General features: G+C 68.2%; 21 protein-coding genes. 4 read left to right on the top strand and 17 right to left on the bottom strand.

From position 1 onward, the window contains the following. Window positions 1–611: 611 nt before the first annotated feature. The gene (locus AC3WSN_RS27390) at window positions 612–2,432 is read left to right on the top strand and encodes a PAS domain S-box protein (RefSeq protein ID WP_492542261.1); all 1,821 of its coding nucleotides are present in this window, start codon (window positions 612–614) and stop codon (window positions 2,430–2,432) included. 172 nt (window positions 2,433–2,604) lie between these two features. On the opposite strand, the gene AC3WSN_RS27385 is transcribed toward AC3WSN_RS27390, so the two are convergent. Continuing rightward, the gene (locus tag AC3WSN_RS27385) at window positions 2,605–2,844 is read right to left on the bottom strand and encodes a DUF2188 domain-containing protein (protein WP_192706349.1); all 240 of its coding nucleotides are present in this window, start codon (window positions 2,842–2,844) and stop codon (window positions 2,605–2,607) included. Between the two features lie 322 nt (window positions 2,845–3,166). Here AC3WSN_RS27385 and AC3WSN_RS27380 point away from each other — a divergent pair, with 322 nt between their 5' ends. Beyond that, on the top strand, window positions 3,167–4,321 hold the full coding sequence (locus AC3WSN_RS27380; protein ID WP_492542259.1) for an alpha/beta hydrolase: 1,155 nt from the start codon (window positions 3,167–3,169) through the stop codon (window positions 4,319–4,321). Between the two features lie 138 nt (window positions 4,322–4,459). On the opposite strand, the gene AC3WSN_RS27375 is transcribed toward AC3WSN_RS27380, so the two are convergent. From AC3WSN_RS27375 to AC3WSN_RS27320, 12 genes are all read right to left on the bottom strand, one after another. Continuing rightward, complete coding sequence (locus AC3WSN_RS27375; RefSeq protein ID WP_492542257.1) at window positions 4,460–5,011, bottom strand: hypothetical protein; 552 nt, start codon at window positions 5,009–5,011, stop codon at window positions 4,460–4,462. Between the two features lie 58 nt (window positions 5,012–5,069). Beyond that, window positions 5,070–5,309: a hypothetical protein gene (locus AC3WSN_RS27370; protein ID WP_192706346.1), complete on the bottom strand. Its 240-nt coding sequence runs from the start codon at window positions 5,307–5,309 to the stop codon at window positions 5,070–5,072. Between the two features lie 30 nt (window positions 5,310–5,339). Next, on the bottom strand, window positions 5,340–6,377 hold the full coding sequence (locus tag AC3WSN_RS27365) for a formate dehydrogenase subunit gamma (protein ID WP_492542255.1): 1,038 nt from the start codon (window positions 6,375–6,377) through the stop codon (window positions 5,340–5,342). Between the two features lie 89 nt (window positions 6,378–6,466). Further along, complete coding sequence (gene fdh3B, locus AC3WSN_RS27360; RefSeq protein WP_012320149.1) at window positions 6,467–7,063, bottom strand: formate dehydrogenase FDH3 subunit beta; 597 nt, start codon at window positions 7,061–7,063, stop codon at window positions 6,467–6,469. Between the two features lie 16 nt (window positions 7,064–7,079). Next, on the bottom strand, window positions 7,080–10,022 hold the full coding sequence (locus tag AC3WSN_RS27355; RefSeq protein WP_192706344.1) for a formate dehydrogenase subunit alpha: 2,943 nt from the start codon (window positions 10,020–10,022) through the stop codon (window positions 7,080–7,082). A gap of 7 nt (window positions 10,023–10,029) precedes the next feature. After that, the gene (locus tag AC3WSN_RS27350) at window positions 10,030–10,272 is read right to left on the bottom strand and encodes a formate dehydrogenase (RefSeq protein WP_492542252.1); all 243 of its coding nucleotides are present in this window, start codon (window positions 10,270–10,272) and stop codon (window positions 10,030–10,032) included. 88 nt (window positions 10,273–10,360) lie between these two features. Further along, entirely contained in the window at window positions 10,361–10,984 is a 624-nt protein-coding gene (locus tag AC3WSN_RS27345; RefSeq protein ID WP_492542250.1) for a TorD/DmsD family molecular chaperone, read from the bottom strand. 88 nt (window positions 10,985–11,072) lie between these two features. Next, complete coding sequence (locus AC3WSN_RS27340) at window positions 11,073–11,822, bottom strand: DUF3306 domain-containing protein (RefSeq protein WP_492542248.1); 750 nt, start codon at window positions 11,820–11,822, stop codon at window positions 11,073–11,075. Beyond that, window positions 11,819–12,331: a DUF3305 domain-containing protein gene (locus AC3WSN_RS27335; RefSeq protein ID WP_091785514.1), complete on the bottom strand. Its 513-nt coding sequence runs from the start codon at window positions 12,329–12,331 to the stop codon at window positions 11,819–11,821. Before AC3WSN_RS27335 ends, AC3WSN_RS27340 begins: the two co-directional genes overlap by 4 nt. 1 nt (window position 12,332) lies before the next feature. Beyond that, the gene (locus tag AC3WSN_RS27330) at window positions 12,333–13,343 is read right to left on the bottom strand and encodes a DUF6352 family protein (RefSeq protein WP_492542246.1); all 1,011 of its coding nucleotides are present in this window, start codon (window positions 13,341–13,343) and stop codon (window positions 12,333–12,335) included. A gap of 4 nt (window positions 13,344–13,347) precedes the next feature. After that, a complete protein-coding gene (locus tag AC3WSN_RS27325) occupies window positions 13,348–13,899 on the bottom strand; it encodes a DUF6505 family protein (RefSeq protein ID WP_492542244.1) in 552 nt (183 codons plus the stop codon). Next, complete coding sequence (locus AC3WSN_RS27320) at window positions 13,896–14,645, bottom strand: biotin/lipoate--protein ligase family protein (RefSeq protein WP_492542242.1); 750 nt, start codon at window positions 14,643–14,645, stop codon at window positions 13,896–13,898. The genes AC3WSN_RS27325 and AC3WSN_RS27320 overlap by 4 nt, the downstream gene beginning before the upstream one ends. A 194-nt stretch (window positions 14,646–14,839) precedes the next feature. On the opposite strand from AC3WSN_RS27320, the gene AC3WSN_RS27315 reads away from it, so the two are divergent. After that, window positions 14,840–16,825: a 4Fe-4S binding protein gene (locus AC3WSN_RS27315; RefSeq protein ID WP_492542240.1), complete on the top strand. Its 1,986-nt coding sequence runs from the start codon at window positions 14,840–14,842 to the stop codon at window positions 16,823–16,825. A 12-nt stretch (window positions 16,826–16,837) separates the two neighbouring features. On the opposite strand, the gene AC3WSN_RS27310 is transcribed toward AC3WSN_RS27315, so the two are convergent. The 4 genes from AC3WSN_RS27310 to AC3WSN_RS27295 all read right to left on the bottom strand — a co-directional run bounded on the left by AC3WSN_RS27310 (window position 16,838) and on the right by AC3WSN_RS27295 (window position 19,957). Further along, complete coding sequence (locus tag AC3WSN_RS27310; RefSeq protein WP_492542238.1) at window positions 16,838–18,124, bottom strand: c-type cytochrome; 1,287 nt, start codon at window positions 18,122–18,124, stop codon at window positions 16,838–16,840. A gap of 269 nt (window positions 18,125–18,393) precedes the next feature. Further along, window positions 18,394–18,633: a hypothetical protein gene (locus AC3WSN_RS27305; protein WP_192706337.1), complete on the bottom strand. Its 240-nt coding sequence runs from the start codon at window positions 18,631–18,633 to the stop codon at window positions 18,394–18,396. Between the two features lie 27 nt (window positions 18,634–18,660). After that, window positions 18,661–19,293: a PRC-barrel domain-containing protein gene (locus tag AC3WSN_RS27300; protein ID WP_492542236.1), complete on the bottom strand. Its 633-nt coding sequence runs from the start codon at window positions 19,291–19,293 to the stop codon at window positions 18,661–18,663. Between the two features lie 367 nt (window positions 19,294–19,660). Beyond that, a complete protein-coding gene (locus AC3WSN_RS27295; protein ID WP_192706335.1) occupies window positions 19,661–19,957 on the bottom strand; it encodes a hypothetical protein in 297 nt (98 codons plus the stop codon). A 1,189-nt stretch (window positions 19,958–21,146) separates the two neighbouring features. On the opposite strand from AC3WSN_RS27295, the gene AC3WSN_RS27290 reads away from it, so the two are divergent. Next, window positions 21,147–21,302, top strand: coding sequence for a hypothetical protein (locus tag AC3WSN_RS27290; protein ID WP_492543282.1), 156 nt, complete (start codon window positions 21,147–21,149; stop codon window positions 21,300–21,302). Window positions 21,303–21,575 lie beyond the last annotated feature (273 nt).

Here is a 21,575-nt window from a genome sequence, read left to right as displayed (position 1 = left end):
CTCGCGGGCCGCGACAGCACCGCCGCGATGTCAGCGTCCCAGGGATCACCAGGGGACGCATTCCGGTTCCGCAACGTTCTTCTCAAGGCGCAGCGCGCGCATGTCCGCGCCAGCTCAATCGTCGACATGGCTGGGCGGCTGGGAGAACGCCTATGCCCACGACGATCAGACGCGTTGAACTCGCGCAAGCCGCTCTCGACGCTTACCTCCACGCCGAAGGCGCTGACCGGCGTTGGACCGGTGGTGTGCCCGCCTGCGAGATCGTAGACTTGATCACCGACCTGCTGCTTCTCGCGAGAACCAGAGGGTATGATCCCTGCTCAGTCCTCAGCAAGGCGCGGCATCACGTGGAAGCTGAGACTGGCGTGCGCTGCTGAATGCGCCCTGCTGCCTCTGGCCGCTCAGCGGACTGAAGGTGTCTGCTGTTCTCCGACGCGGCAGACCTGATTACTGCCTAGCCCTTATCACGCGAGACTCTGAGCCAAGCGGCGTCACCTGCGTTGCTGTCCGTCGCTTCAAATCTCGGATAAACTCGGTCCTGACGGCAAGATTTGAGACGCAGGATGGGTAGCAATACCAGCTCGCCTGTGTGGAGACCCGGCCAGGGAGAGATGGCCGAGCGCATTCGTGCTCATGATTGGGCGGCAACACCGCTCGGATCGGTCGAGCACTGGTCGCCGCGCCTCAAGCTCGCTGTCGAGATGGTGGTGGCCAACCCGCTGGTGGCCAGCCTTGTCTGCGGGCCCGATCACATCCTGATCTACAACGATGCCGCCGCCGCGCTCTACGGTGCGCACCATCCCGCAGCTCTCGGCCAGCCTCTGCCAAAAGCCTTTCCGGCCGGTTGGGTTACGACTGAACCCTTCTACCGGCGGGCGTTCGCGGGCGAGGTCGTGCAAGTCCACGGTCAGCCGCTCGACACACGCGGCGAAGGCACTCCGCAGGCCGCCGCATTCGACGCCATTCTCACGCCCGTGCGCGAGGAGGCGGGACATGTGGCTTACGTCCACATGGTGGGCACCGAGATCGGCAGGCGCACGCGCGCCGAGACGGCTCTGCGTGCGAGTGACGAGCAACTCGCCGCGATCTTCGGCAATGCAGCTGTCGGGTTGTCGGAGCTCGCGCAGGATGGCCGCTTCCTGCGGGCCAACAATGAACTCTGCCGAATCCTGGGGCGCACCCGTGACGAGGTTCTGCGCCTGACGGTCATGGATGTCACGTACCCGGACGATGTCCCACCGAGCCTGAAGGCCGTCTCCGAGGCACTCCGGACGAATCAGCCCGCTTCCCTCGACAAGCGCTATATGCGCCCGGACAGCACGTTCGTGTGGGCCAACAGCCGCGTACAGCCGCTGCACCATGGACCAGATCAGCCGAGCACGCTGCTGGCGGTCACAGCCGATCTCACAGACCGGCACGGCGCCGAGGAGCGTCTCCGGGAAAGCGAAGAGCGGTTCCGGGCCCTGGCGAGCCTTGTGCCCGTCATCCTGTGGCGCTCGGACGCAAGCGGCACGAACTTCTCGGAGAACCGGTCCTTCCTCGACTACACCGGCCAGCTGACAGGTGAGGTGGACGATTTCGGTTGGCTTGAGCCGATTCATGCCCACGACCGAAAGGCCGCCCGTGAGCTCTTCCGAAGCGGGATCGAGAGCCGGCAGCCGATCAGCATGCAGCTCCGCTTGCGCGGCCGAGACGGGCAGTACCGCTGGTTTCTGGCGCGACAGGTGCCGATCTTCGACGCGCAGGGCCAGGTGACGGAATGGTTTGGCGCGGCCATGGACATTCACGAGCTGCGCGAGTTGCAGGAGCGTCAGGCCGTGATGGTCGGTGAGCTGCAGCACCGCACCCGCAACCTGATCACGGTGGTGCGCGCCATCGCGCAGAAGACCATGGTGCAGACCGGCCCGACAGAGACGTTTTGCGAGCAGTTCAACGACCGGCTCTCAGCTCTGGCCCGCGTGCAGGGGCTGCTCTCGCGCTCCGACCAGGAGCCCATCACGCTCAGGGGGTTGATCCGCACGGAACTCGACGCCTTCGGGGTGTCTGCGATGCAGAACCGCGTGGCGCTGGAGGGGCCGCGCGTGGTTCTGCGCAAGGCCAGCGTGCAGACACTGGCTCTGGCCCTGCATGAACTGGCCACCAACGCGCATAAATACGGGGCTCTGGCCAGCGCGCAGGGCGAGCTATGGGTCAGTTGGAACACCTATACCGCCAAGGCCGGGGAGCAGCGGCTCTCCTTGCTGTGGCTTGAGGAGGGGATCCGGAAGCCTGAGGCGCAGAGCGCGGTCCAGCGCGGCTACGGGCGCGAACTGATCGAGAAGGCGCTGCCCTACGCGCTCAAGGCGCACACGAGCTACGAACTGGGTGAGGACGAGCTACGCTGCTCGATCGACCTGCCGCTTGCTGACACGCACGAGCGGACTGTCCGCTGAGGCGCGCCTCAACGGGCAAATGCGGCTACCGGACAGCATCTGACCTGAACGGCTGTCCATTTCCCCGATCAGCCCCAAGGCGCCCTCAGGCCCGGATGAGCGCGCAAAAGTCGACTGACGGTGGACGAACGCCAAAGCCGGGAGAAGCAGGCAGGTCTGCTACCCACCACCATCAATCCTCGACGTTCGTCTCGGGCCGGTCACCGCCCCGGGCGGTCTCGTCGTGCCACCGGTACTTCTCATCTTCGTAGCTGATCACAGTGTCATCGTCCGGTGCACGCTGCTCCGCTGCCGCACGTTCCGCAGCCGCATGCGCATCCTTCCGAGTTGGGAACGTCTCGGAGAACACATCACCGACTTTATACGCCCAACCTCCATCGTGCTCGACCACTTGGTACGTGACGCTTGCCATGGCGGAACCTCGCGCTTGCACGAGGCAACGCGGCACTCCACTCTTCTGTTCTAGCGGGATGCAACTCTCTGCGCATTCTGGTCGGGGGTGGCCGTCAAGCAGGCTTACCGCCGATTGTTGCCGTCCAGCGGAACCCGGCAGGATCCCGCAAGCGGACGGCGTCCGCTTGTCCGAGCGGCGGTCTGAACCGATCTACAGAGAGGCGCTTTGGGAAAGCTGCTGCGGGGGTTCAGCTGCGTTGCTCCGCGGCCGGATTGGCCGGTCCCGGGTCGCGCGCTAGGTTCGGGCACCGCGCCCCTTTGGCAGCCGTGGAGCGCACGAAATGGGTATTGCCAACCTCTCGCCACTTTCCTTCGAGGCGCTTCCACACGGGATCCGCGCGCGCTTCGTCGACGGCGTCAACGGGCTGCGCATGCACGTGCTGGAGGCCGGCCACGGCGAGCCCGGCCGCCCCCTTATCCTTCTGGTACATGGCTTCCCAGAGATCGCCTTTTCCTGGCGCAAGATCATGCCGGCCCTGGCTGCGGCCGGCTACCACGTCGTAGCCCCCGACCTGCGCGGCTATGGCCGCACGTCGAACGGCCCGGTCGGCTACGACGATGACCTCGCGCCCTACCGCCTACACAATCACCTTCTCGATCTGCTGTGTCTGGCGAGCGCACTTGGCCGGCACCGAGCCGCCGCCATCATCGGGCACGATTTTGGGTCCTGGATCGCCGGCTACTGCGCGCTGGCCCGGCCTGACGTGTTCGGAGCAGTCGTGCTGATGAGCGCGCCGTTTGCCGGTGCCCCGACGTTCGACGCGCTGGAGCGAAGTCTGCATGCCCCCGCCGACGACCCGATCCACACCGCGCTCGCGGCCCTGCCGCGCCCGCGCGAGCACTACCACCTCTACTATGCGTCACGATCGGCCGCGCCCGACATGGATGGCAGCCCGCAGGGCCTGACGGCCTTCCTGCGCGCCTATTTCCACCACAAGAGTGCGGACTGGCCGGACAACCGCCCGCACGCGCTCGCGCGTTGGACCGCCGAGACGCTGGCGGAGCTACCGACCTACTACATCATGGATCTCGGACGGAGCATGCCGGCGACGGTCGCCCCCGAGATGCCCGCCGACGCGGGTGTCAACTGCGCGTGGCTGACCGATCGGGAACTTGCAGTCTACGTCGACGCGTACGCGCGGACCGGTTTCCAGGGGGCGCTCCAGGGCTACCGCTGCCGAATGGATGGGAGCCTGGCCCGCGACCTGGCGCGGTTCGCCGGTCGGCGGATCGAGGTTCCCGCGCTGTTCGTGGCCGGGCGGAGTGACTGGGGTCCGTTCCAAGCCCCCGGCGCGCTGGAGCGCATGCAGGGGAAAGCCTGCGCGCGCATGCTCGGCTGCCACTTCGTCGAGGGGGCCGGCCACTGGGTACAGCAAGAACAACCCAAGGCCGTGATCGAGTTGATCCTCGAAGCCCTTGCGCGCGCCGCTGCATGATCCGCGCCTCGCGGGGCCCTACATCCGCCCTTGGCCTGAGACATCATCGCGAAGGATCACGAAGGCCAGACGCGGCTGGTGCGCGCCGGTTCCGGAAGCCGCCAGCGCACCGCGACGTGAGGTGCTGAAGACCGGATGCTACCGACCGTAGAATTTCGGATCGAGCGCGGCGAGCGCGAGGAGCGGTGGCGGGAGGGCAACACCGTGCATCCGCATTGTCCGCGCGGCGGAACGGCATCCGAGCTGGTCGTCGGCTGCGGCCGCGGCCTCGACCGCCGCGATGGTGGCGGCGTCCGGGTGAGGTGCCGATGCCGGCTTGGTGGCAGCCGGCGCATCCTTCGCCTGATTCGCCGGCCCGCGCTGAGCATCGGTGCCCGCCTGATTTGGCGAACCTCCCGGGGTCGGGCCACTCAGCCCGGATTTCTGCTGGACGTCGCCGCCTGCGGAAGAGGCCGTACCCTGGCTTGCCCCCGAGGGATTTGAAACAGCGGTCGCCTGTTGCGGAGGCGTCGCGGCGGCCTCCTTCGCCGGCTCCGGCTGCTTCACGAAGGCCAGAAGCTCCTGGCAGAGATTGGCTGGACGCCCGGACCGGGCGGCTGTGCCGCTCTCCTGCGCGAGCGCGTTGTCCGCTACGAGCAGGGCCCCTGCCAGACCGATTGCCTGGGCGAAAGTGCTCAGTCGCCGCTTCATCGGATGCGCTCCTCCTGAAAGCTTGGTCTCGTCGCTGCTGGCGCTCGAATGCCGGGCCTCAGGAGCGCTTCGGCTGCGAGGCGGCGCCCTCGGCTTTCCCATGCGGCTCGCCGGCGAACTCATCGGGGGACGGGTCGCCGTTCCAACGTGGGCCGACCAGGTTGGTGCCCGGCTCGGAGACCCGCGCACCCGAGGTGGCGAATGCCTGGTAGGCGAACTTCTGATTGCTCGTGAGCGCCAGCATGGCCGCGACGCCCAGGAGAACGGCGGCAAGGACGGCGGCGATGAAAGCTTTCATGTCAGCTTGTCCTGATCTGAGCCCGGCCCATCACTCGGCCGGTGCCGGGCGGGATCCGAGCTGCGGGCCGCTCGCGGTGCGAGCCTGCTCCTGCTCGACCCAGAGGTCGTGGTGCGCGCGAGCCCAGGCCAGATCGACCTGACCGCTGCCCATCGCGTCGTAGGCGCCCTTCATCCCCAGCGTGCCGATGTAGATGTGGGCCAGGATACCGGCGATGAAGACGATGCCGATCAGGGAATGGATCACCTGCATAATCTGCATCCCGTTGACGTCGAAGAGCGCGAACGGGAAGAGCATCATCAGGCCGGTGGCGCCCATGGCGGCGCCGAAGCCGGCCACCATCCAGAACACGCCCTTCTGGCCCGCGTTGAAGCGGCCCGCATGCGGGTGCTTGCTGCCGATGAAGCCGCCCCCCGCCTTCAGCCACTCCCAGTCGATCCGGTTCGGGATGTTGTCCCGGATCCAGACGACGATCATGAAGGCGACGCCCAGCATGAAGGGCCAGGCGAGATAGACGTGGCTGTACTTCGCATACTGGGCCAGCGCACCGAAGGCATCCGGCCCGATCAGCGGCATCAGCAGCCGCTTGCCGAAGATGTAGTTCAGGCCGGACAGGGACAGGATGATGAAGCACACGGCCGTCATCCAGTGCGTGAAGCGCTCGAACGCGTTGAACCGGAGGATCTTCTTGCCGGATTCCTGGCTGTGATCCGTGATGATCCGGCCGCGCCAGAGGAAGAAGAGCGCCAGGGCTGCGAGCATGCCGAGGATCACGAGCGCCCCGATCCAGGGCAGCCATCCCTCGCGGAACATCTGGTACGCGCGGCCCTGCGGCTGGATCAGGTTGGCGGCCTTGCCGTCCGGGATGCTGATGCGCCCGCTGATCTTGGGGGCCTGCCGGAACAGAAGCTCCTCATTGATCGAATCCGCCGTGGGATTCGCACCCATCGGGTTCTGCCCATCGGCCTGGATCGGGTTCTGCGCCTGCGCGGCCCCGTAGACACCCGGTGCCGTCCAGAGCGCCGCTGCCAGGACGAGAGTGCTGAGAAGCGTCCATGCCCGCCGCATCGGCGTTCCTTTCAGATCGGTCGAGCGGTCCGCGGACGCTGCCGCGGTCCCTGTTCCTGCGCGCCCCTCAGCGGAGGAGCAGCCCCACATCAGATCGCGATCGTCTCGCGATAGGCCGTCTTCCAGCCCCAGGCCCCCGAGCCGTACCCGCGCTTGATCACCCGCTGCTTGTAGATCTCGGCGATCATCTCGCCGTCGCCCGCGAGCAGAGCCTTGGTCGAGCACATCTCGGCGCAGAGCGGCAACTTGCCCTCCGCGAGCCGGTTCGAACCGTACTTCTCGTATTCGGCGGTCGAGAGATCGGGCTCGGGGCCACCCGAGCAGTAGGTGCACTTGTCCATCTTGCCCCGGGACCCGAAGTTCCCGACGCGCGGGTACTGCGGTGCGCCGAACGGGCAGGCGTAGAAGCAGTAGCCGCAGCCGATGCAGATGTCCTTGGAGTGCAGCACCACCGCGTCGGCGGTGGTGTAGAAGCAGTTGACCGGGCACACGGCCGCGCAGGGCGCGTCGGTGCAGTGCATGCAGGCCATCGAGACCGAGCGCTCGCCGGGCTTTCCGTCGTTGAGCGTCACCACCCGCCGCCGGTTGATGCCCCACGGCACTTCGTGCTCGTTCTTGCAGGCGGTGACGCAGGCGTTGCACTCGATGCAACGATCCGCGTCGCAGAGAAACTTCATGCGCGCCATGATCAGGTCGCTCCTCTCAGGCCGCTCGGATCTGACACAGGGTGGCTTTCGTCTCCTGCATGCCGGTGACGGGATCGAAGCCGTAGGTCGTGACGGTGTTGACGCTCTCGCCGAGCACGACCGGGTCGGTGCCCTTCGGGTAGTAGTCGCGCATGTCCTTGCCTTGGTACCAGCCGGAGAAATGGAACGGCATGAACGCGACGCCTTTCCCCACGCGGTCGGTCACGAGGGCCTTCACCTTCGTCTTAGAGTTGTTCTCCGCGCCCGTGACCCAGACCCACTGACCATCCTTGATGCCGCGCTCGGCCGCGTCACCGGTGTTGATCTCGACGAACATGTCCTGCTGCAGCTCGGCGAGCCACGGGTTGGAGCGGGTCTCCTCGCCGCCGCCCTCGTACTCGACGAGGCGGCCCGAGGTGAGGATGATCGGGAAATCCCGGGCGACGTTGCGCTCGACGGCCGCCTTCTGCACCGAGAACCCGATATTGGGCATGCGGAACTGACGCTCATCGGGCCGGGTCGGGTACTTGGCCACGAGATCCGGGCGCGGTGAGTAGATCGGCTCGCGGTGGACCGGCACCGGGTCGGGCAGGTTCCAGGCATTCGCGCGCGCCTTGCCGTTGCCGAACGGCGAGACGCCGTGCTCGAGACAGACGCGCTGGATGCCGCCCGAGAGGTCGGTCGCCCAGCTCACCGTGTCGGGCTTGTCGCCGCCGATCTTCAGGATCGTCGCCAGCTCGTCCGCCGTGAGATCCTTGTCCCACCCGAGCTTCTTGAACACGCCGAGGGTGAATTCCGGATAGCCGTCGGTCAGGTCCGAGCCGTTTGAGTAGGAATCCTCGGCCAGCAGGGTCTCGCCGTTGCGTTCGGTGCCGAAGCGCGCGCGGAACGTGCCGCCGCCCTCCTTTACGTGCAAAGCCGTGTTGTACAGGATGGCCGAGCCCGGATGGCGGATCTCCGGCTTGCCCCAGCAGGGCCACGGCAGGCCGTAATAATCCCCGCCGACCTCCGGGTCGTCCTTCGGCGCCCGCAGGGTGACGAGGTCGAACTTCTGCTGGTTGCGCATATGCGCCTTCAGGCGCTCGGGCGACTGCCCGCAATAGCCCGTCGACCAGCCGCCGCGGTTGATCTCCCGCAGGATGTCCTCCGCCAAGGGGACGTTATTCTCGACCTTGATGTTCTTGAACATCGGGTCGGCGAAGCCGAGCTTCTTCGAGAGCAGGTAGAGGAACTCGTAGTCGTTCTTGGACTCGAAGGCGGGCTTCACGATCTGCTCGCCCCATTGCAGGGACCGGTTCGAGGCCGTGCGGCAGCCGTCCATCTCCAGCGAGGTGCAGATCGGGAGCAGGTAGGTGTTGTCCTGCCGGGCGTCGAGCGCCGCGAAGGTGGTCGGATGCGGGTCCGCGACGACCATCAGGTCAAGCTTGTTCAGGCCTTCGAGGGCCTCGGGCAGGCGCGTGACGGTGTTGCCGCCATGGCCCGAGATCATCATCGCCCGCGTGGGGCTGCGCTGATCGATCTGGTCGGGCGGGAGGTTCACGGAGTCGAACCAGCGGGTCGAGGTGATGCCCGGGGTCTCCATGTTCTCCTTGCGGGACCGCGCCTTGCGGCCGGCAGCCGCGGGAACCTCATCGAAGCGCGATTGCAGCCACGCGTAGTCCACCTCCCAGACGCGGGCCCAGTGCCGCCAGCCGCCCTCGACGAGGCCGTAGTAGAGCGGCAGGGTCGTCACATCGAGGCCGAGGTCGGTCGCGCCCTGCACGTTCGTGTGCCCGCGGAAGATGTTGGCGCCCGTGCCCGGCTTGCCGACATTGCCCGTGGCCAAGCACAGGATGCAGAGGGCGCGCACATTGGCGGTGCCGACCGTGTGCTGCGTGTTGCCCATGCACCAGATCATGGTGGCGGGCTTCTCCTTGGCGAACTTCTCCGCCACGCGGCGGAGCTGCTCGCCCGGCACGCCGGACACGCGCTCCACTTCCTCGGGCGTCCACTTGGCGACCTCCTTGCGGACGTCGTCCATCGCGTAGACGCGCTGGCGGATGAATTCCTTGTCCTCCCAGCCGTTCTGGAAGATGTGCCAGAGCATGCCCCACGCGACCGGGATGTCGGTCCCTGAGCGGATGCGCACATAGTCGGTGGCGTGCGCCGCCGTGCGGGTGAAACGGGGGTCGATGACGATCAGGTTGGCGCGGTTGATCTCCTTCCCGGACAGCACGTGCTGCATCGAGATCGGGTGCGCCTCGGCGGGATTGCCGCCCATGATGATCATGGTCTTGGCGTTGCGGATGTCGTTGTACGAGTTGGTCTGGGCGCCGTAACCCCAGGTATTCGCCACGCCGGCCACGGTGGTCGAGTGGCAGATGCGCGCCTGATGGTCGACGTTGTTGGTGCCCCAGAAGGCCCCGAATTTCCGCAGCAGGTACGCGGCCTCGTTCGTGTACTTGGCCGAGCCGAGCCAGTAGACGGAATCGGAACCCCACTTCTCGCGGATCTGCAGCAGCTTATCGCCGATCTCGTCGATCGCCTGATCCCAGGAGATCCGCTGCCACTGGCCCCCGACGAGCTTCATCGGGTATTTCAGGCGGCGGTCCGACGAGACCAGCTCGCGGATGGCGGCCCCCTTGGCACAATGGGTGCCGCGGTTGATGGGACTCGCCCAGGACGGCTCCTGGCCGACCCACACGCCGTTCACCACTTCGGCGGTCACCGTGCAGCCGACCGAGCAATGCGTGCAGATGTTCTTCTTGATGACCGTCCCCGGCCCGACCGCCGACGAGCCGGCGGCCTCGACCTTGCGGACGGCGCCGAGCTGGATCGAGCCCGCGGCGGCGAGCGCTCCGGCCGTGAGCCCAGACTTGCGCAGGAACGCACGCCGGTCGAGCACGCCCGCCGCGAGACCGGCCGCGACCGCCTGATGCTTGCTGCGGCTGGCCTCGCCGCTCTTCCGCTTCGTCAGCATGGCAGCCTCACTTCGTCCCCGGCGCAGGTTCGGGATTTTTCAGGAGCGTCTCGTAGCCGTTGGTCCGGTAGAACGCCTTCACGTGATCGCTCAGGCGGTACCGGCTGCGCGTCTCGTCCTGGCCCGGGTCGTAGGCCTGGGCCTCCGTCGCAGCCATCGGCGACGCGACCGCGGCGGCGGCCGCCACGGTGCTTCCGCCGAGCGCCCGGAAAAACTGGCGACGACCGAGCGTCTTCGGATCCTGCCGCATCATCCAACTCCCTCAGCGACACCCGCTTGATAGCAAACCCACGTCACGCCTTTCGGTCACGCTCCGACCACCGGGCACCGCATCCCCGTCACGCATCCATCGCGAAGGCTTCCGCCTCCACCTCCATGAAGATCCGTCCCAGGCTGCCCACCGCCCGGTAGAAGCGCGCGTTCTTCGCCCGCTCAAGATCCCCGAAGAAGCGGTCCGCCCAGGGGACGAGGTGTCGGCCGAAGAAGCGCGCCTGTACATCGGGCTCGGCCGCGAACCGCCCGCCGGCGAACCCCGCCATCACCTCCATGAGGAAGGCCAGGTGGTCCTCCGGCTCGCTCATAGCCTCGGCTCGCGAGAGGCCGAGGGCCGCGAGATCCTCTCGGACCAGCGCGAGCGGGCGCTCGTTGAGGAAGCCGGTGAGATAGTAGGAGGCGTAGGGAAGCAGCTCGCCCCTGCCCACGCCGATGAACAGCGCGAAGAACTCGCGCTCGACCCCCGCGCCCGTAGCCTCTGCCGCCGCGCGGCTCAGATCCGCGACGTGCTGGCCGAGGATCCCTTCGCCGCCCGAGAGGCCGGCGAGCGTATCGAGCAGGGCCTGGCCGGGTGGACGTCCGAGCAGGACGGCCAGGAGATCGTAGTGCCGCGCGCGGAGACTGTCGACGTCGTCCACGCGGGCGCCGCCCAGCGCCTCCGATTCCACAGGTCCGAACGCCGACGCCACTGGAGTTTTCTACTCGCCCGAGATCGGACGGATCTCGCTCTCTGGAACGACAATAAGAAGGGCTCTTATCTCCCGCAATCCAAAACTCCTAGCTCGTATTGGGCATCGCGCCGCCGTGCCGCCGCAGGCGCGGTCCCGGACTCGTCTCCTTTCCGTCGACCACGGGCCCGGGATCGCGCGCGGGCGTCGGATCGGGGAAGGCCGGAGCGGCTTGCTGGACCGTGGCCGCGGGGGCCGGGAGGGCCGGCGCATGGTCCTGCGGATCGGGTCCGGGCGGAGCGGCATCGGCCACAAGGGGACATTCCGGCGCCCTACCGGGCTCCGGCGAACCTTCGGGCTGGCTATCGCGGGTCTCACCCGACGCCGGCGTCGCTTTGGCGGCCCCGCCCAGCAGACGCCGGAGCATTGCCTCGACGTCGTCGCTGGGCAGAAGCGGACCGAGACCAGGGACGCCACCCGGGCTGTTCCAGTCGTAAGCGTATTCCCGCGCCTCGCTGACGAAGTCGCGGATGGCAGGGTCGAGCGACCACATCCGGCGCAGGGCCGCGTTGCGCAGGGCCGTCGGAACGCCGGCCCGCAGGAACGGGGCGAGATCGGTCTCCGGGGTCAGGGCTTCGAGGGGCGGGAGATCCACAACCGGATCGTCCGCCAGCTCCGGTTCCGGCGGCCGCGCCTCGGATCCGGGCTGCGGCGCGATGAGATCCGTCTCGGCGGCCCCCGCGTCCGGCGCCGGGCGAGGCGCCGCGTCGGGGGCGGTCGGCGCGCCGCGTTCCGCCAGGGCGGCGGCGCGCACGGCGAGCTTGCGCCGCGTCCACCGCGAGAGAAACCCCTCGCTCATTCGCGCCGCTCCCGGGCCCCGTGCGCCCGGCGGGCCAGCGCCTCGGGATCGGCGCGATCGCGCTTGCGCTTCTCGAACTTGCGCTCGACGTGGAAGGCCTCGAAGAAGGCCAGAAGCTTCGCCTGCACCTCCGGCGGCATCGGCACCGGCTCGACGATCTCGCCGACCCCTTCGGCCATGGATTCACCCTCATACGGGTCGGCCGTGACGCTCGCGACCTCGTAGGTCTCGTCGCCGCTGTTGCGCAGGGCGACCCAGAGGGAGGGGCGCCCGGAGACGAGATTGTCGCGGTAGTGCCCGGTCTCGCCCGGATGCAGCGCGACTTCGTACGAGCCGGCATAGAAGGTCGCCTCGTCCTCGGTCTCGGAAAGCTTCGTCCAGGGCGACGCGGCGGCCGCCGCCGGCAGGGCGCCGACCGGGAGCCAGGCATGGCTCGCCCAGGGGCCGGTCAGGCGCCGCCGCGCGACGATGATGCCGACCTCGAAACGATGCTCGGGCGTCGTGGACATGTCAGGCGGCCTCCCGGCCTTCGGCGAGGGGCAATCCGACGACGAGATTATGCGGCTTGAGCTGCACGCTTCGATCCGGCGCCGCCGCGAGCAGGAGATAGACCGGGCGCTCCCCTACTGTCGGCAGGACCTGCGCGGGGTCGTCGAAGGTCAGGCTGAATACGGCGAGCACTCGCTCGCGTGTTCCGGCATCGAGCGTGTCGCCGCGCCAGAGCGCGTTGCCGATGCGCGTCCCCTCCTGGTCGAGACCGACGAACCAGCGCCAGTCGGGGTCGTCCAGCCAGTCGAGAGGTGTCACGCGCACCGCGACGTTCAGCAGGTGGCCGACGAAGGTCTCGATCACCCGCGCCAATCCCGCGCGGCTGCGGGGATCGGAGCCGAGATTGAGCGCCATCGTGAAGGCGTCCGACCGGCTCCAGTACGTCCAGGCATTCTCGGCCGTCAGCACGTCCAGCTCGTTCGCCGCCTCCTTGCCCAGCATCGTCAGCAGGGGCGAGAGCGGCGCGCTTCCCTCGCGGGCGGCGATCACCTCGGCGTCGGCCAGGAGCACGGCGCCCTCGTGGAAGCTCACGCGTTGAGGGCGGAAGAACAGCTCGGCCGCGCGCAGGACGAAGGGGTCGTCGCAGCCGTCGAGGGCGTTGCGCAGGATCAGGTGGACGAGCTGGTTCAGGAACAGGGACGGCACGCCCTGAAGGTCGCCGCGCACGAGCGACAGATATCCCGCCTCGACGGAGCGGGCCGCGAGCAGCCGGTCGCGGAAGGCGAGGATCACCGCCCAGTTCTCCCGGGCGTCGGCGTCGGCGATGGCGGCGATCTCGGCCGGCTCCACAGGCCGCCGGGGCGCGTCCAGGAGGGCGGCGTGGAGTGCGACCTCGGATGCGCAGGCGTCGTCCGGCGGCACGAGTTCGGGCCGCGCCAGATACGCGAGGATCAGTTCGTCCGTGACCGTGAGGCCGCCTCCGGCCGTGCGCTGCGTGAGGTGATGGCCGCTTGAGACCCAGAACTCGGTCATCCGGTCAGCCTCCCGCCGTCGTATCACGCAGAAGGCCGACGAGGTCGGCCTGTTCCTCCGGCTCGTCCGCGTCGGCCTCGACGAAGTGGAACGCGCGCCCGTGGGACCGGTCGATGCCGGGCCGTTGGTGCAGCGTCCGAAAATCCTCCCGGATCGCCCCGTCCGTCTCGACGCGGTGCATCGCGACGACGCTGCCGACCGGCAGATCGCAGAGGGACGCGGCGACGTCGAGTTCCTCGCGGGCGGCCGCACGGGCGGACTCCCGGTCGGGAGCCCCGAAGCGCGCGTGGATGTGGATGGCGAGGTGCTCCTCGGCCTGCGCGCGCTCCTCTTCGCGCGCCTCGCTCACCACCACCAGGGTGGAGAAGCCGAGCGAGCGGACGCCGATAAACCCCGAGCGGAAGGCCGCCAGGGCCTTGCCGGTCAGCCGCGACGGATCCCCATCGAGGAACAGGAAGGTCCCGGTGACGGCCCATTCTCCGGGTTCGGCGGCCTGCGCGAAGACGAAGGTGTCGGAGGGATCGAGCCGCAGGGTTCGGGGGAGCTTGAGCGTCACAGCCGGACCCCGCCGGTCTTCGGATCGCGCCAGTCCGGCGCCTCCAGGCTCGCGCGCAGCGGGAGGTGCTCGACCCGCCCGTCGGGCCAGGTCAGCCTCCCGTCGCCCTCAGGCTCGATCGCGGCCCGCACACCGGATTGCCGCGGCAGATGGGCGAGGTAGAGCGCCGCGACATGGCCGAAGCCGTCCTCGCGCCAGATCTCGAAGGTCTTGGTCAGGTGACGCGCGAAGCACTCGACCAGGGGCGCGCGCAGGTCCGTGCCGAAACCTTCCTCCTCCAGGGCGGTGGAATCCGGCGTGTGGCCAGGGTCGCCCGCCGCCAGCTTCGAGGCGAGCAGCATCCCCGAGAAGACCAGCCAGTCCGGCTCCTCGTCCTCGCGGCACGCTTCAGGCCAACTGAGGCGCCCCCCTCCGAGGCGCGCGCCGTTGAACAGCAGCGTCCCGGGCCATTCGAACGTCACCGGGATCTCCGGCGGTCCGAAGACGCCGACGGCATTCGCCAGGGCGACCATCCCGGCGAAATGCGCGCGGCGCGCGGTGGCGAGCGGCTCGGCCGGGGCGAGCACCACGGCGAGGTCGATCAGGTCGTCGCGCCGGCTCAGGACGAGCGTCGCCGCCTCCGCCTCGCCCGACGCGGCGAGCCGGCAGGCTTCCGCGTGCGCGTCGGAATGCGGCTCCGCTGCGCGCTCGCTGAAGCCGGGGGGCAGGACCAGCCTCGACGGGCTGGCATCGACAAGGATGGTCATGGAGCGGCTTTGGCGAGGGGCCGATAAGAGTGCGGGCCAGGGTTGCGGCCTGCGCCCGCATGCCGGATCGTTGTTTCGAATGGTTCGAGTATAAGGGACGGGCCCCGCCACGCGAAGGGGCTATCCATTCGCAGTTGTATTCGGGTCCGATCTTGTCCGACCGCCTCGTACTCGCCTGCTCCTGCGAGCGGACGATGTCCCTCGATACTGCCGCCATGGGCCAGGCCTGCGGCGGCGAGCTTCGCACCGCCGATCAGCTCTGCGGCCGCGAACTCGACCGCTTCCGGGAGGCCCTGGCCACCGGGCGGCCCGTCACGGTGTCCTGCACGCTGCAGGCGCCGCTGTTCGACGAGGTGGCCGAGGAGGCGGGCGGAGAGGACCGGGTCGCCTACGTCAAGATCCGGGAGACGGCCGGCTGGTCGTCCGACGCCGCGGCGGCCGGACCGAAGATGGCCGCCCTGCTCGCCGCGGCGGCGGAGCCGCTCCCCGACGCCGCCACCGTCTCCCTGGAAAGCCGCGGCGTGGCCCTGATCTACGGGCGGGACGAGGTGGCCCTCGAGGCCGGCCGGCGCCTCGCCGAGCATCTGGACATCACCGTCCTGCTGACCCGCCCCCGCGAGATCCCGCCGCTTCACCGCAACGCCTTCCCGGTCCTGCAGGGCACGATCCGGACCGCGAAAGGGTACCTCGGAGCGTTCGAGCTCGGCGTCGACGATTACGCCCTCCCGGCCCCGTCCTCGCGCACGCACCTCGTCTTCGGCGCACCGCGAAACGGCGCCGTATCGACCTGCGATCTCGTCATCGACCTCTCGGGCGGCGCGCCGCTGTTTCCGGCACACGCGGTGCGGAGCGGTTATCTGCGCGCGGACCCGGGCGATCCGGCCGCCGTCGAGCGCGTGCTGGCGGACGCGTCCCATCTGGTCGGCACGTTCGACAAGCCGCGCTTCATCGCCTTCCACGGCGAATTGTGCGCGCACAGCCGCTCCCGCATCACGGGCTGCACGCGCTGCCTCGAAATCTGCCCGACCGGCGCGATCGCGCCCGCGGGCGACACCGTGCACATCGACCCTTACGTCTGCGCGGGATGCGGCTCTTGTGCCGCGGTCTGCCCGACAGGGGCCGCCGCCTACACGCTGCCGACCTCCGACGCGCTGATGCGCCGGCTGCGCAGCCTGATGCGCGCCTACCGGGTGGCGGGCGGACAGAACGGCCTCGTCCTGTTCCACGACGGCGACCACGGCGAACCCCTCGTCGACGCGCTCGGCCGCTACGGCGACGGCCTTCCCGCACACGTGCTGCCGGTGCAGGTCAACGAGGTGACGCAGATCGGACCCGAAGTGATCGCGGCCCTGTTTGCCTACGGCGCGGCCGGAATTCGGGTCCTGGTCCGGGCCCGTGCCAAGCACGACCTCGAACCCCTGTACCGAACCCTGTCCCTCGGGGAGACGCTGGCGCAGGCGCTGGGCTACGGTGCGGAAGGCGGCGGGCGCGTGGTCGAAACCATCGAGACCGATGATCCGGATCTCCTGGGCGCCGCCCTCCGGCAGGCCACGCCGGGGCGGCAGGCCGCGGCGCCGGCCGGTTTGCTGTTCCTGGGGAACAAGCGCGAGGTGCTGCGCCACGCCTTCCGCGACATGCACAGCGCCGCACCGGCACCCGTGAGCCGGGTTCCGCTCGCGGCCGGCGCCCCCTTCGGCGGCCTCGATTTCCGGGTCGCGGACTGCACCCTGTGCCTGGCCTGCGTCAGCGCCTGTCCGACCCACGCGCTCTCCGACAGCGCCGAGCAGCCGCTTCTCGGCTTCGAGGAGAGCCTCTGCGTGCAGTGCGGCCTCTGCGCCGCGACCTGTCCGGAGGACGTCATCGCCTTGCGCCCGCAGGTGGATTTCGAGGCCTGGGCGGCGCCCCGTCGGGTCGTCAAGGAGGAAGAGCCCTTCTGCTGTACGCAGTGCGCCAAGCCCTTCGGCACGCGCTCGACGATCGAGCGCATCGTCGAGCGGCTGCGCGAGCGGCACTGGATGTTCAGCGGGGCGGGCGGCGAGGCACGCCTGCAAGCGCTAACGATGTGCGAGGATTGCCGCGTCGAAGTCGCGATGAATCAGGGCTTCGATCCGCACGCGGCACCGGAACGCGACAAGCCCCGTACGACCGAGGATTACCTGCGCGAACGCGCGAGCGGCTGACGGCCGCCTCAGTCAGTGGGGCGCGGTGGCGCGTTCGAGAAATTCGATGAGGGCCGCGCGGTCCGCTTGGCTGCCGATCGTCTGCTCGGGCATCTTCGTCCCGGGCGTGTAGCGGGCGGGACCGATCTCGAAGAGACGCGAGACGGTCTCGGGTGTCCAGACGAGGTCCATGCGCTTCAGCGCGTCCGAGTACCGGTAACCGGGCACGCTCGCGATCCGGCGGCCGAACAGGCCGGCCAGCGTCGGCCCGGCCCGCTCGCCCTCGTCGGACGTCAGGGTGTGGCAGGCGGTGCACGCCCCGAACACCTCGGCGCCCCGGCCGCCCTGCCGGACAGCGAGGGGATCTGCCGGGCGCCGCATGATCAGCGCGCCGATCGGTGCGCCGCTCTTCGCGTCCCAGCGCCGGATGAGGCGGTCGCCGCCGCCCGTGACGAGTTCGGCCCCGTCCGGACGCCACGCGAGCGACCAGACCGGCAGGCCGGGTCCGACGAGCCGCAGCTGGACTCGGCCGCTCGCCCGGTCGACCACCGCGATGGTCCCGCCCGCCGTCGCAGCCGCCACCCTGGCCCCGTCCGGAGACAGGGCCAGGGCGATCACCGGGTTCGGGCCGAGCTCGGCGGCGGCCCGGACCGTGCCGTCGGCGCGGACGAAGCGGAGGATCGCATCGGCCCCGGCGACCGCGATCTCGCCGTCCGCCGCGGCCGCGACGGCGTTGAGGCCCGTGGGCGCGGTGACGAGGACCTGGGATGCGCCCTCCGGGGGCCAGATCCGCACCGTCCCGTCGGCACCGGCCGTGACCGGCGCGCCGCCCGGCAGGAAGGCCACCGCGTTCACCGGCCCGCGCTGCGGATCGAGCAGCCGGCTGTCCCCTCCGGCGAGCGGCCAGATTCGCGCCGTGCCGTCCCAGGAAGCGGAGGCGAGCGACAGGCCGTCCGGCGAAACCGCGAGCGCGACGATCGGGCCCGTATGACCGTCAAGCACCCGTTCCGGCTCCGCGCGCCCGAGGCGCCAGAGAGCAATCCGTCCGTCCTCGGAGGCCGTGGCGAAACGGCCGTCCGGAAGCGCGGCGACCGCATTCACGGCGCCGTCGTGGAAGCGCAGCACGCGGAGCGCGGCACCGGTCTCGATGCTCCACACGATGGCGGATTGGTCGAAGCCGCCCGAGATTGCGAGGCGACCGTCGGCAGTCACGGCGAGCGCCCGGACCGGGCCGCCGTGGCCGCGCATCTGCGCGCGGGCCGGGGCGCCGCAGAGCAGCAGGAGGGCGGTCACGCCCAGGATCCGCGCAAAGCTGGTCATCGAGGCTCGGCTCCGAAGGGGCCGTCCACCATAGCGGAGCGCCGACCGGCCTGTCGCGGCGACTCCGGCGGTCATCGATCGCCTTCCGGGCGCGGATACAAAGCGCGCGGCATTGCCGGGGCGGCGCACAGGTCGAATCCTGATCATCAATCCGGGATGACGCATCGCTCCAGCGATGATCCGAACCGCCTCCGCGGCCCTGCTGCCGCTCCGGGACGCGCTGCCCCTGCTGTGCGGCGCCGGCGCGCCCGTGACGCGCGGGCCGGGGATCAGCGGGGTGGCGGACCGGACTGACGTCGACGCGCGATGTACCAGAGGGCAAGAACCACGACGGCCACGACCAGACTCAGCCAGACCCAGTTGAAGTCGACCGCCGCGGCCGTGGCCGCGCCCGAGCTGGATTGCGCGGGGCCCGACTCCGAGATCGGGGGTGCCGGGTGGGTCTGCTGTGCCAGCGCGCCCTGAAGGCTCGAAGCCCAGATCAGGCCGGTGAGAACGGCGCTTCGCATGACTCTCTCCCGGGCGAGGCGTGAACGCTAGAGGCGGGACTTCCCGGAGCGGAACGCCGGCGCTGCATCCAGTTGCGCCCGCGTCACGCGGACTTCGGCGCGCCAGAGCTTCTCGCCGACGAGGACCGTCGCCGGCGTGCCGCTGGGTCGCTCGGCTTCCACGGAGCCAGTCGCTTCGGTCACGCGCCCGCTATGCTGGTTCTGAACCGCACCGAGGGTATCGCGGGTGGTCCGCGCGCCCGGCATCGTGTCCGGCCCCGCCCGCGCGGCCGCCTCGGCGCCGGGCGCGGTCTTGGGCGTCACGATCGAGCTCGGGCCGCTTGTCAGCGACACATCGCTGAAATTCCAGGCGATCTGGTCGAAGGGCAGCGCAACGGATTTCTCGCCCAGTCCCAGGAAGCCGCCGACCCCGATGATCACGGCCCGGACCTGACCACCTCCGTCGACCAACACGTCCTCGATCTTGCCAACCCCCACGTGGTCCATTCCAATCACTGGAACCCCGATCATCTGCGAGGCCGGTATGGTTCCGGGCTCGGGGCCTTCGATGAACCGGGCCGCGGGTGCATCCGACGGCGCGGACGGCGATGCCGCCGCAGGCAGCGCGGCGGTGACGAGGAGGACACCCAGCATCCTGGCTTTGAGAAGGGCACCGCGCATCCCAGGCTCTCTGAACTCGTGCCAAAACAGACACGACGAGAACGATGGATTGTGCCCTTGGGTTCATCGACGGTGCGGCCGGCGGCCCGGCGATCGTGTCGTCCGCGCTCAGAGCCTTTGGAAGGCCTGCTGTGACGAACGCCCGATCAGGCATTTTCAGCTGACACCAGCGATAATTGCCGTGCACAAATATTGTCTCGCGGATACCTTGTAGTGGGGCGGCTTTGCCCGGTCCAAGCAGGGGGTCGACCAGCAATTCAATCCGAAGAAAGATTCTCGCTTTCTAAATCTTGTGCTCATTGAATGGCGACTACCACAATGTTTGGTGCCCCATCCGTCATCGGAAGCATGATTGAGGGCAGCCGGCCTAACCCGCGCTGTCATCGATCGAGCGGCGCTCCTGCGGGATCATGGCGCTGCGTTCCGGCTGTCTGGCGACCGTTCTGATCGGTTGGATGTAGCTTTGCAGCACGGTCAGGCCATCCTCGGTGATGGCCCATCGGCGCGTGCCATCTGCGGACGGATCGGGAAGAGGCGCGATCAGGCCACGACGGGACAGAGCTTTACACTGATAATCCTCAGGGCCGTACTGCCGAGGCCCCCGGGAGAGGAGCTTGAGTCGATAACGCGCGCTCACGGTGAGATGTAATCGTTCCGCTGCCACGACGGCACTCCCTCTCCCGAACGCAACTCTTCGGATGCGCTTGTTGGTCAGGATGCCTGATTGCTCGCAGCTTTGTCGACCTTGATCAGCCACTTAACTCGCAAACACATGTTGCGAAATGCACTCGGAAGCAGCGGTCTCTCCGAAGATCCCAAAACCGCAGCCGGTATGGTCAGCCGCGCCCAGTATAGCACGGACCCGCAGCCACCGTGTCACACTTCGAGGCGGAGTCCTGGAAGTGTCCCGATTTTCACCTCCGGGCTTAGTTTTGGCGCGCCGAAGCCGACGAACAGGTCACGAATGATTTACAATCAACATTTTTACGAAGATGCCGCCGATCATCCGGATCACTTCTGGCTTGTCGCTTCATCGCCGTTAATCGTCGACATCGTACGCGGTGGCGGCGTTGCTGTTCCGCCCGTCTTACCCAATCCCGCAGCTACGTTACGGCCTGTGCACGAGGGAAGGTTTCGGGCGGCATGGGATACACTAACCTCAACCGGCCAAGCTTTGAGTCGAGCGGTTTGAGCACGGCGAGGCCCGATGCCGACGGGACCCATTCGCAAGCAAATTGACCATTGATTTGAGTAAAGCATCTATAAAAGCAAGATGACCCTAAAATGCATCGCATGGCAAGCCGCCATCCGGATGTGCTTTCAACGTCAAATCGCGGGTGTCGATTTGCGCCTGGGGGCTCGCTTCAGAGAGAGGTGGCGTCGTCAACATCGTCAGCCAGAACACGCTCGTCGCGAGCCCGAGAGCGGCCAGAAACATACTTATTTTGCGCATTGATCGCCTCCGTCAGGACCCAGGCTCCGCTCAATGAATTGATTTAACGACCAATCAAATGTGTCGATCGGGATCATATCAGCACGGAATGCAGAGGTGCGCAATATAGAGATCTATTTCTGGAATCGGATAAATTATTCCTATAATACCCTGGTCGATGGACTTTACGCGCCTGCGTCTGCATAGGAGCGAAGCGTTGATTGCCTTCCCGAGCATCAGCGATCTGAGACAATCTGAATGCTAGCGCTTCCGCAACAATATCGCTTCAGCACAGCGCTGGGAGGGCAACGTCGTACGGCCGCCTGAGCGGCGAACGAGCGCTTCTCAAGCCGAGCCTCTCCAGCGCAGTGCGGCTGAAGCCGCGTCGCCGTAACGTTGAGAGGTCTTCCGGGTCGGAGCGATTCAGATCTTCATCGCTGCGGAGGACCATCCTCCGCCACACGTTCACGCACGGCACACGACGCAGGGCGGGGTCGCTCGGTTTCGCTTCTCGTTCCTCTCGGACGTGGCGGCGCTCGACAGGTTCGAGCAGCGGGGTCGAAACCCAACCGCGTAACCGCTGGATGAATTAGAGGAAGCGATCGTGCGGGCTCTGCCAGCTTGCGGCGCAGAGTGGTGCGCCACCCATGGAGATCGTCACGGGATCGGCCTGGTCAACCGCCGCATCGTAACCCGCCCGGATGCGAATGCGGACGGGGTGTTGGCGAAGCCCTGCGTGAACCCAAACCGTCCAACTCAGCTCGTTCCGAAAACGCTCAAGCGTCTGAACGACGGCCCAGACCGGCCTGTTCCAGGGACGTGGCGACCTCCCTCCGAAGAGAAGCCGCCG

The sequence above is a fragment of the Methylobacterium sp. FW102-HT35C08 genome, from assembly GCF_058790235.1.
The sequence above is the reverse complement of the archived record's forward strand: the minus strand, read 5'-3'. Positions and strand labels throughout refer to the sequence as shown.

Coding starts and splice junctions, on each gene's coding strand:
- AC3WSN_RS27390 (WP_492542261.1), top strand. CDS start 612: ATGGCCGAGCGCATTCGTGCTCATGATTGGGCGGCAACACCGCTCGGA.
- AC3WSN_RS27385 (WP_192706349.1), bottom strand. CDS start 2,844: ATGGCAAGCGTCACGTACCAAGTGGTCGAGCACGATGGAGGTTGGGCG.
- AC3WSN_RS27380 (WP_492542259.1), top strand. CDS start 3,167: ATGGGTATTGCCAACCTCTCGCCACTTTCCTTCGAGGCGCTTCCACAC.
- AC3WSN_RS27375 (WP_492542257.1), bottom strand. CDS start 5,011: ATGAAGCGGCGACTGAGCACTTTCGCCCAGGCAATCGGTCTGGCAGGG.
- AC3WSN_RS27370 (WP_192706346.1), bottom strand. CDS start 5,309: ATGAAAGCTTTCATCGCCGCCGTCCTTGCCGCCGTTCTCCTGGGCGTC.
- AC3WSN_RS27365 (WP_492542255.1), bottom strand. CDS start 6,377: ATGCGGCGGGCATGGACGCTTCTCAGCACTCTCGTCCTGGCAGCGGCG.
- fdh3B (WP_012320149.1), bottom strand. CDS start 7,063: ATGGCGCGCATGAAGTTTCTCTGCGACGCGGATCGTTGCATCGAGTGC.
- AC3WSN_RS27355 (WP_192706344.1), bottom strand. CDS start 10,022: ATGCTGACGAAGCGGAAGAGCGGCGAGGCCAGCCGCAGCAAGCATCAG.
- AC3WSN_RS27350 (WP_492542252.1), bottom strand. CDS start 10,272: ATGCGGCAGGATCCGAAGACGCTCGGTCGTCGCCAGTTTTTCCGGGCG.
- AC3WSN_RS27340 (WP_492542248.1), bottom strand. CDS start 11,822: ATGAGCGAGGGGTTTCTCTCGCGGTGGACGCGGCGCAAGCTCGCCGTG.
- AC3WSN_RS27335 (WP_091785514.1), bottom strand. CDS start 12,331: ATGTCCACGACGCCCGAGCATCGTTTCGAGGTCGGCATCATCGTCGCG.
- AC3WSN_RS27330 (WP_492542246.1), bottom strand. CDS start 13,343: ATGACCGAGTTCTGGGTCTCAAGCGGCCATCACCTCACGCAGCGCACG.
- AC3WSN_RS27320 (WP_492542242.1), bottom strand. CDS start 14,645: ATGACCATCCTTGTCGATGCCAGCCCGTCGAGGCTGGTCCTGCCCCCC.
- AC3WSN_RS27315 (WP_492542240.1), top strand. CDS start 14,840: ATGTCCCTCGATACTGCCGCCATGGGCCAGGCCTGCGGCGGCGAGCTT.
- AC3WSN_RS27310 (WP_492542238.1), bottom strand. CDS start 18,124: ATGACCAGCTTTGCGCGGATCCTGGGCGTGACCGCCCTCCTGCTGCTC.
- AC3WSN_RS27305 (WP_192706337.1), bottom strand. CDS start 18,633: ATGCGAAGCGCCGTTCTCACCGGCCTGATCTGGGCTTCGAGCCTTCAG.
- AC3WSN_RS27300 (WP_492542236.1), bottom strand. CDS start 19,293: ATGCGCGGTGCCCTTCTCAAAGCCAGGATGCTGGGTGTCCTCCTCGTC.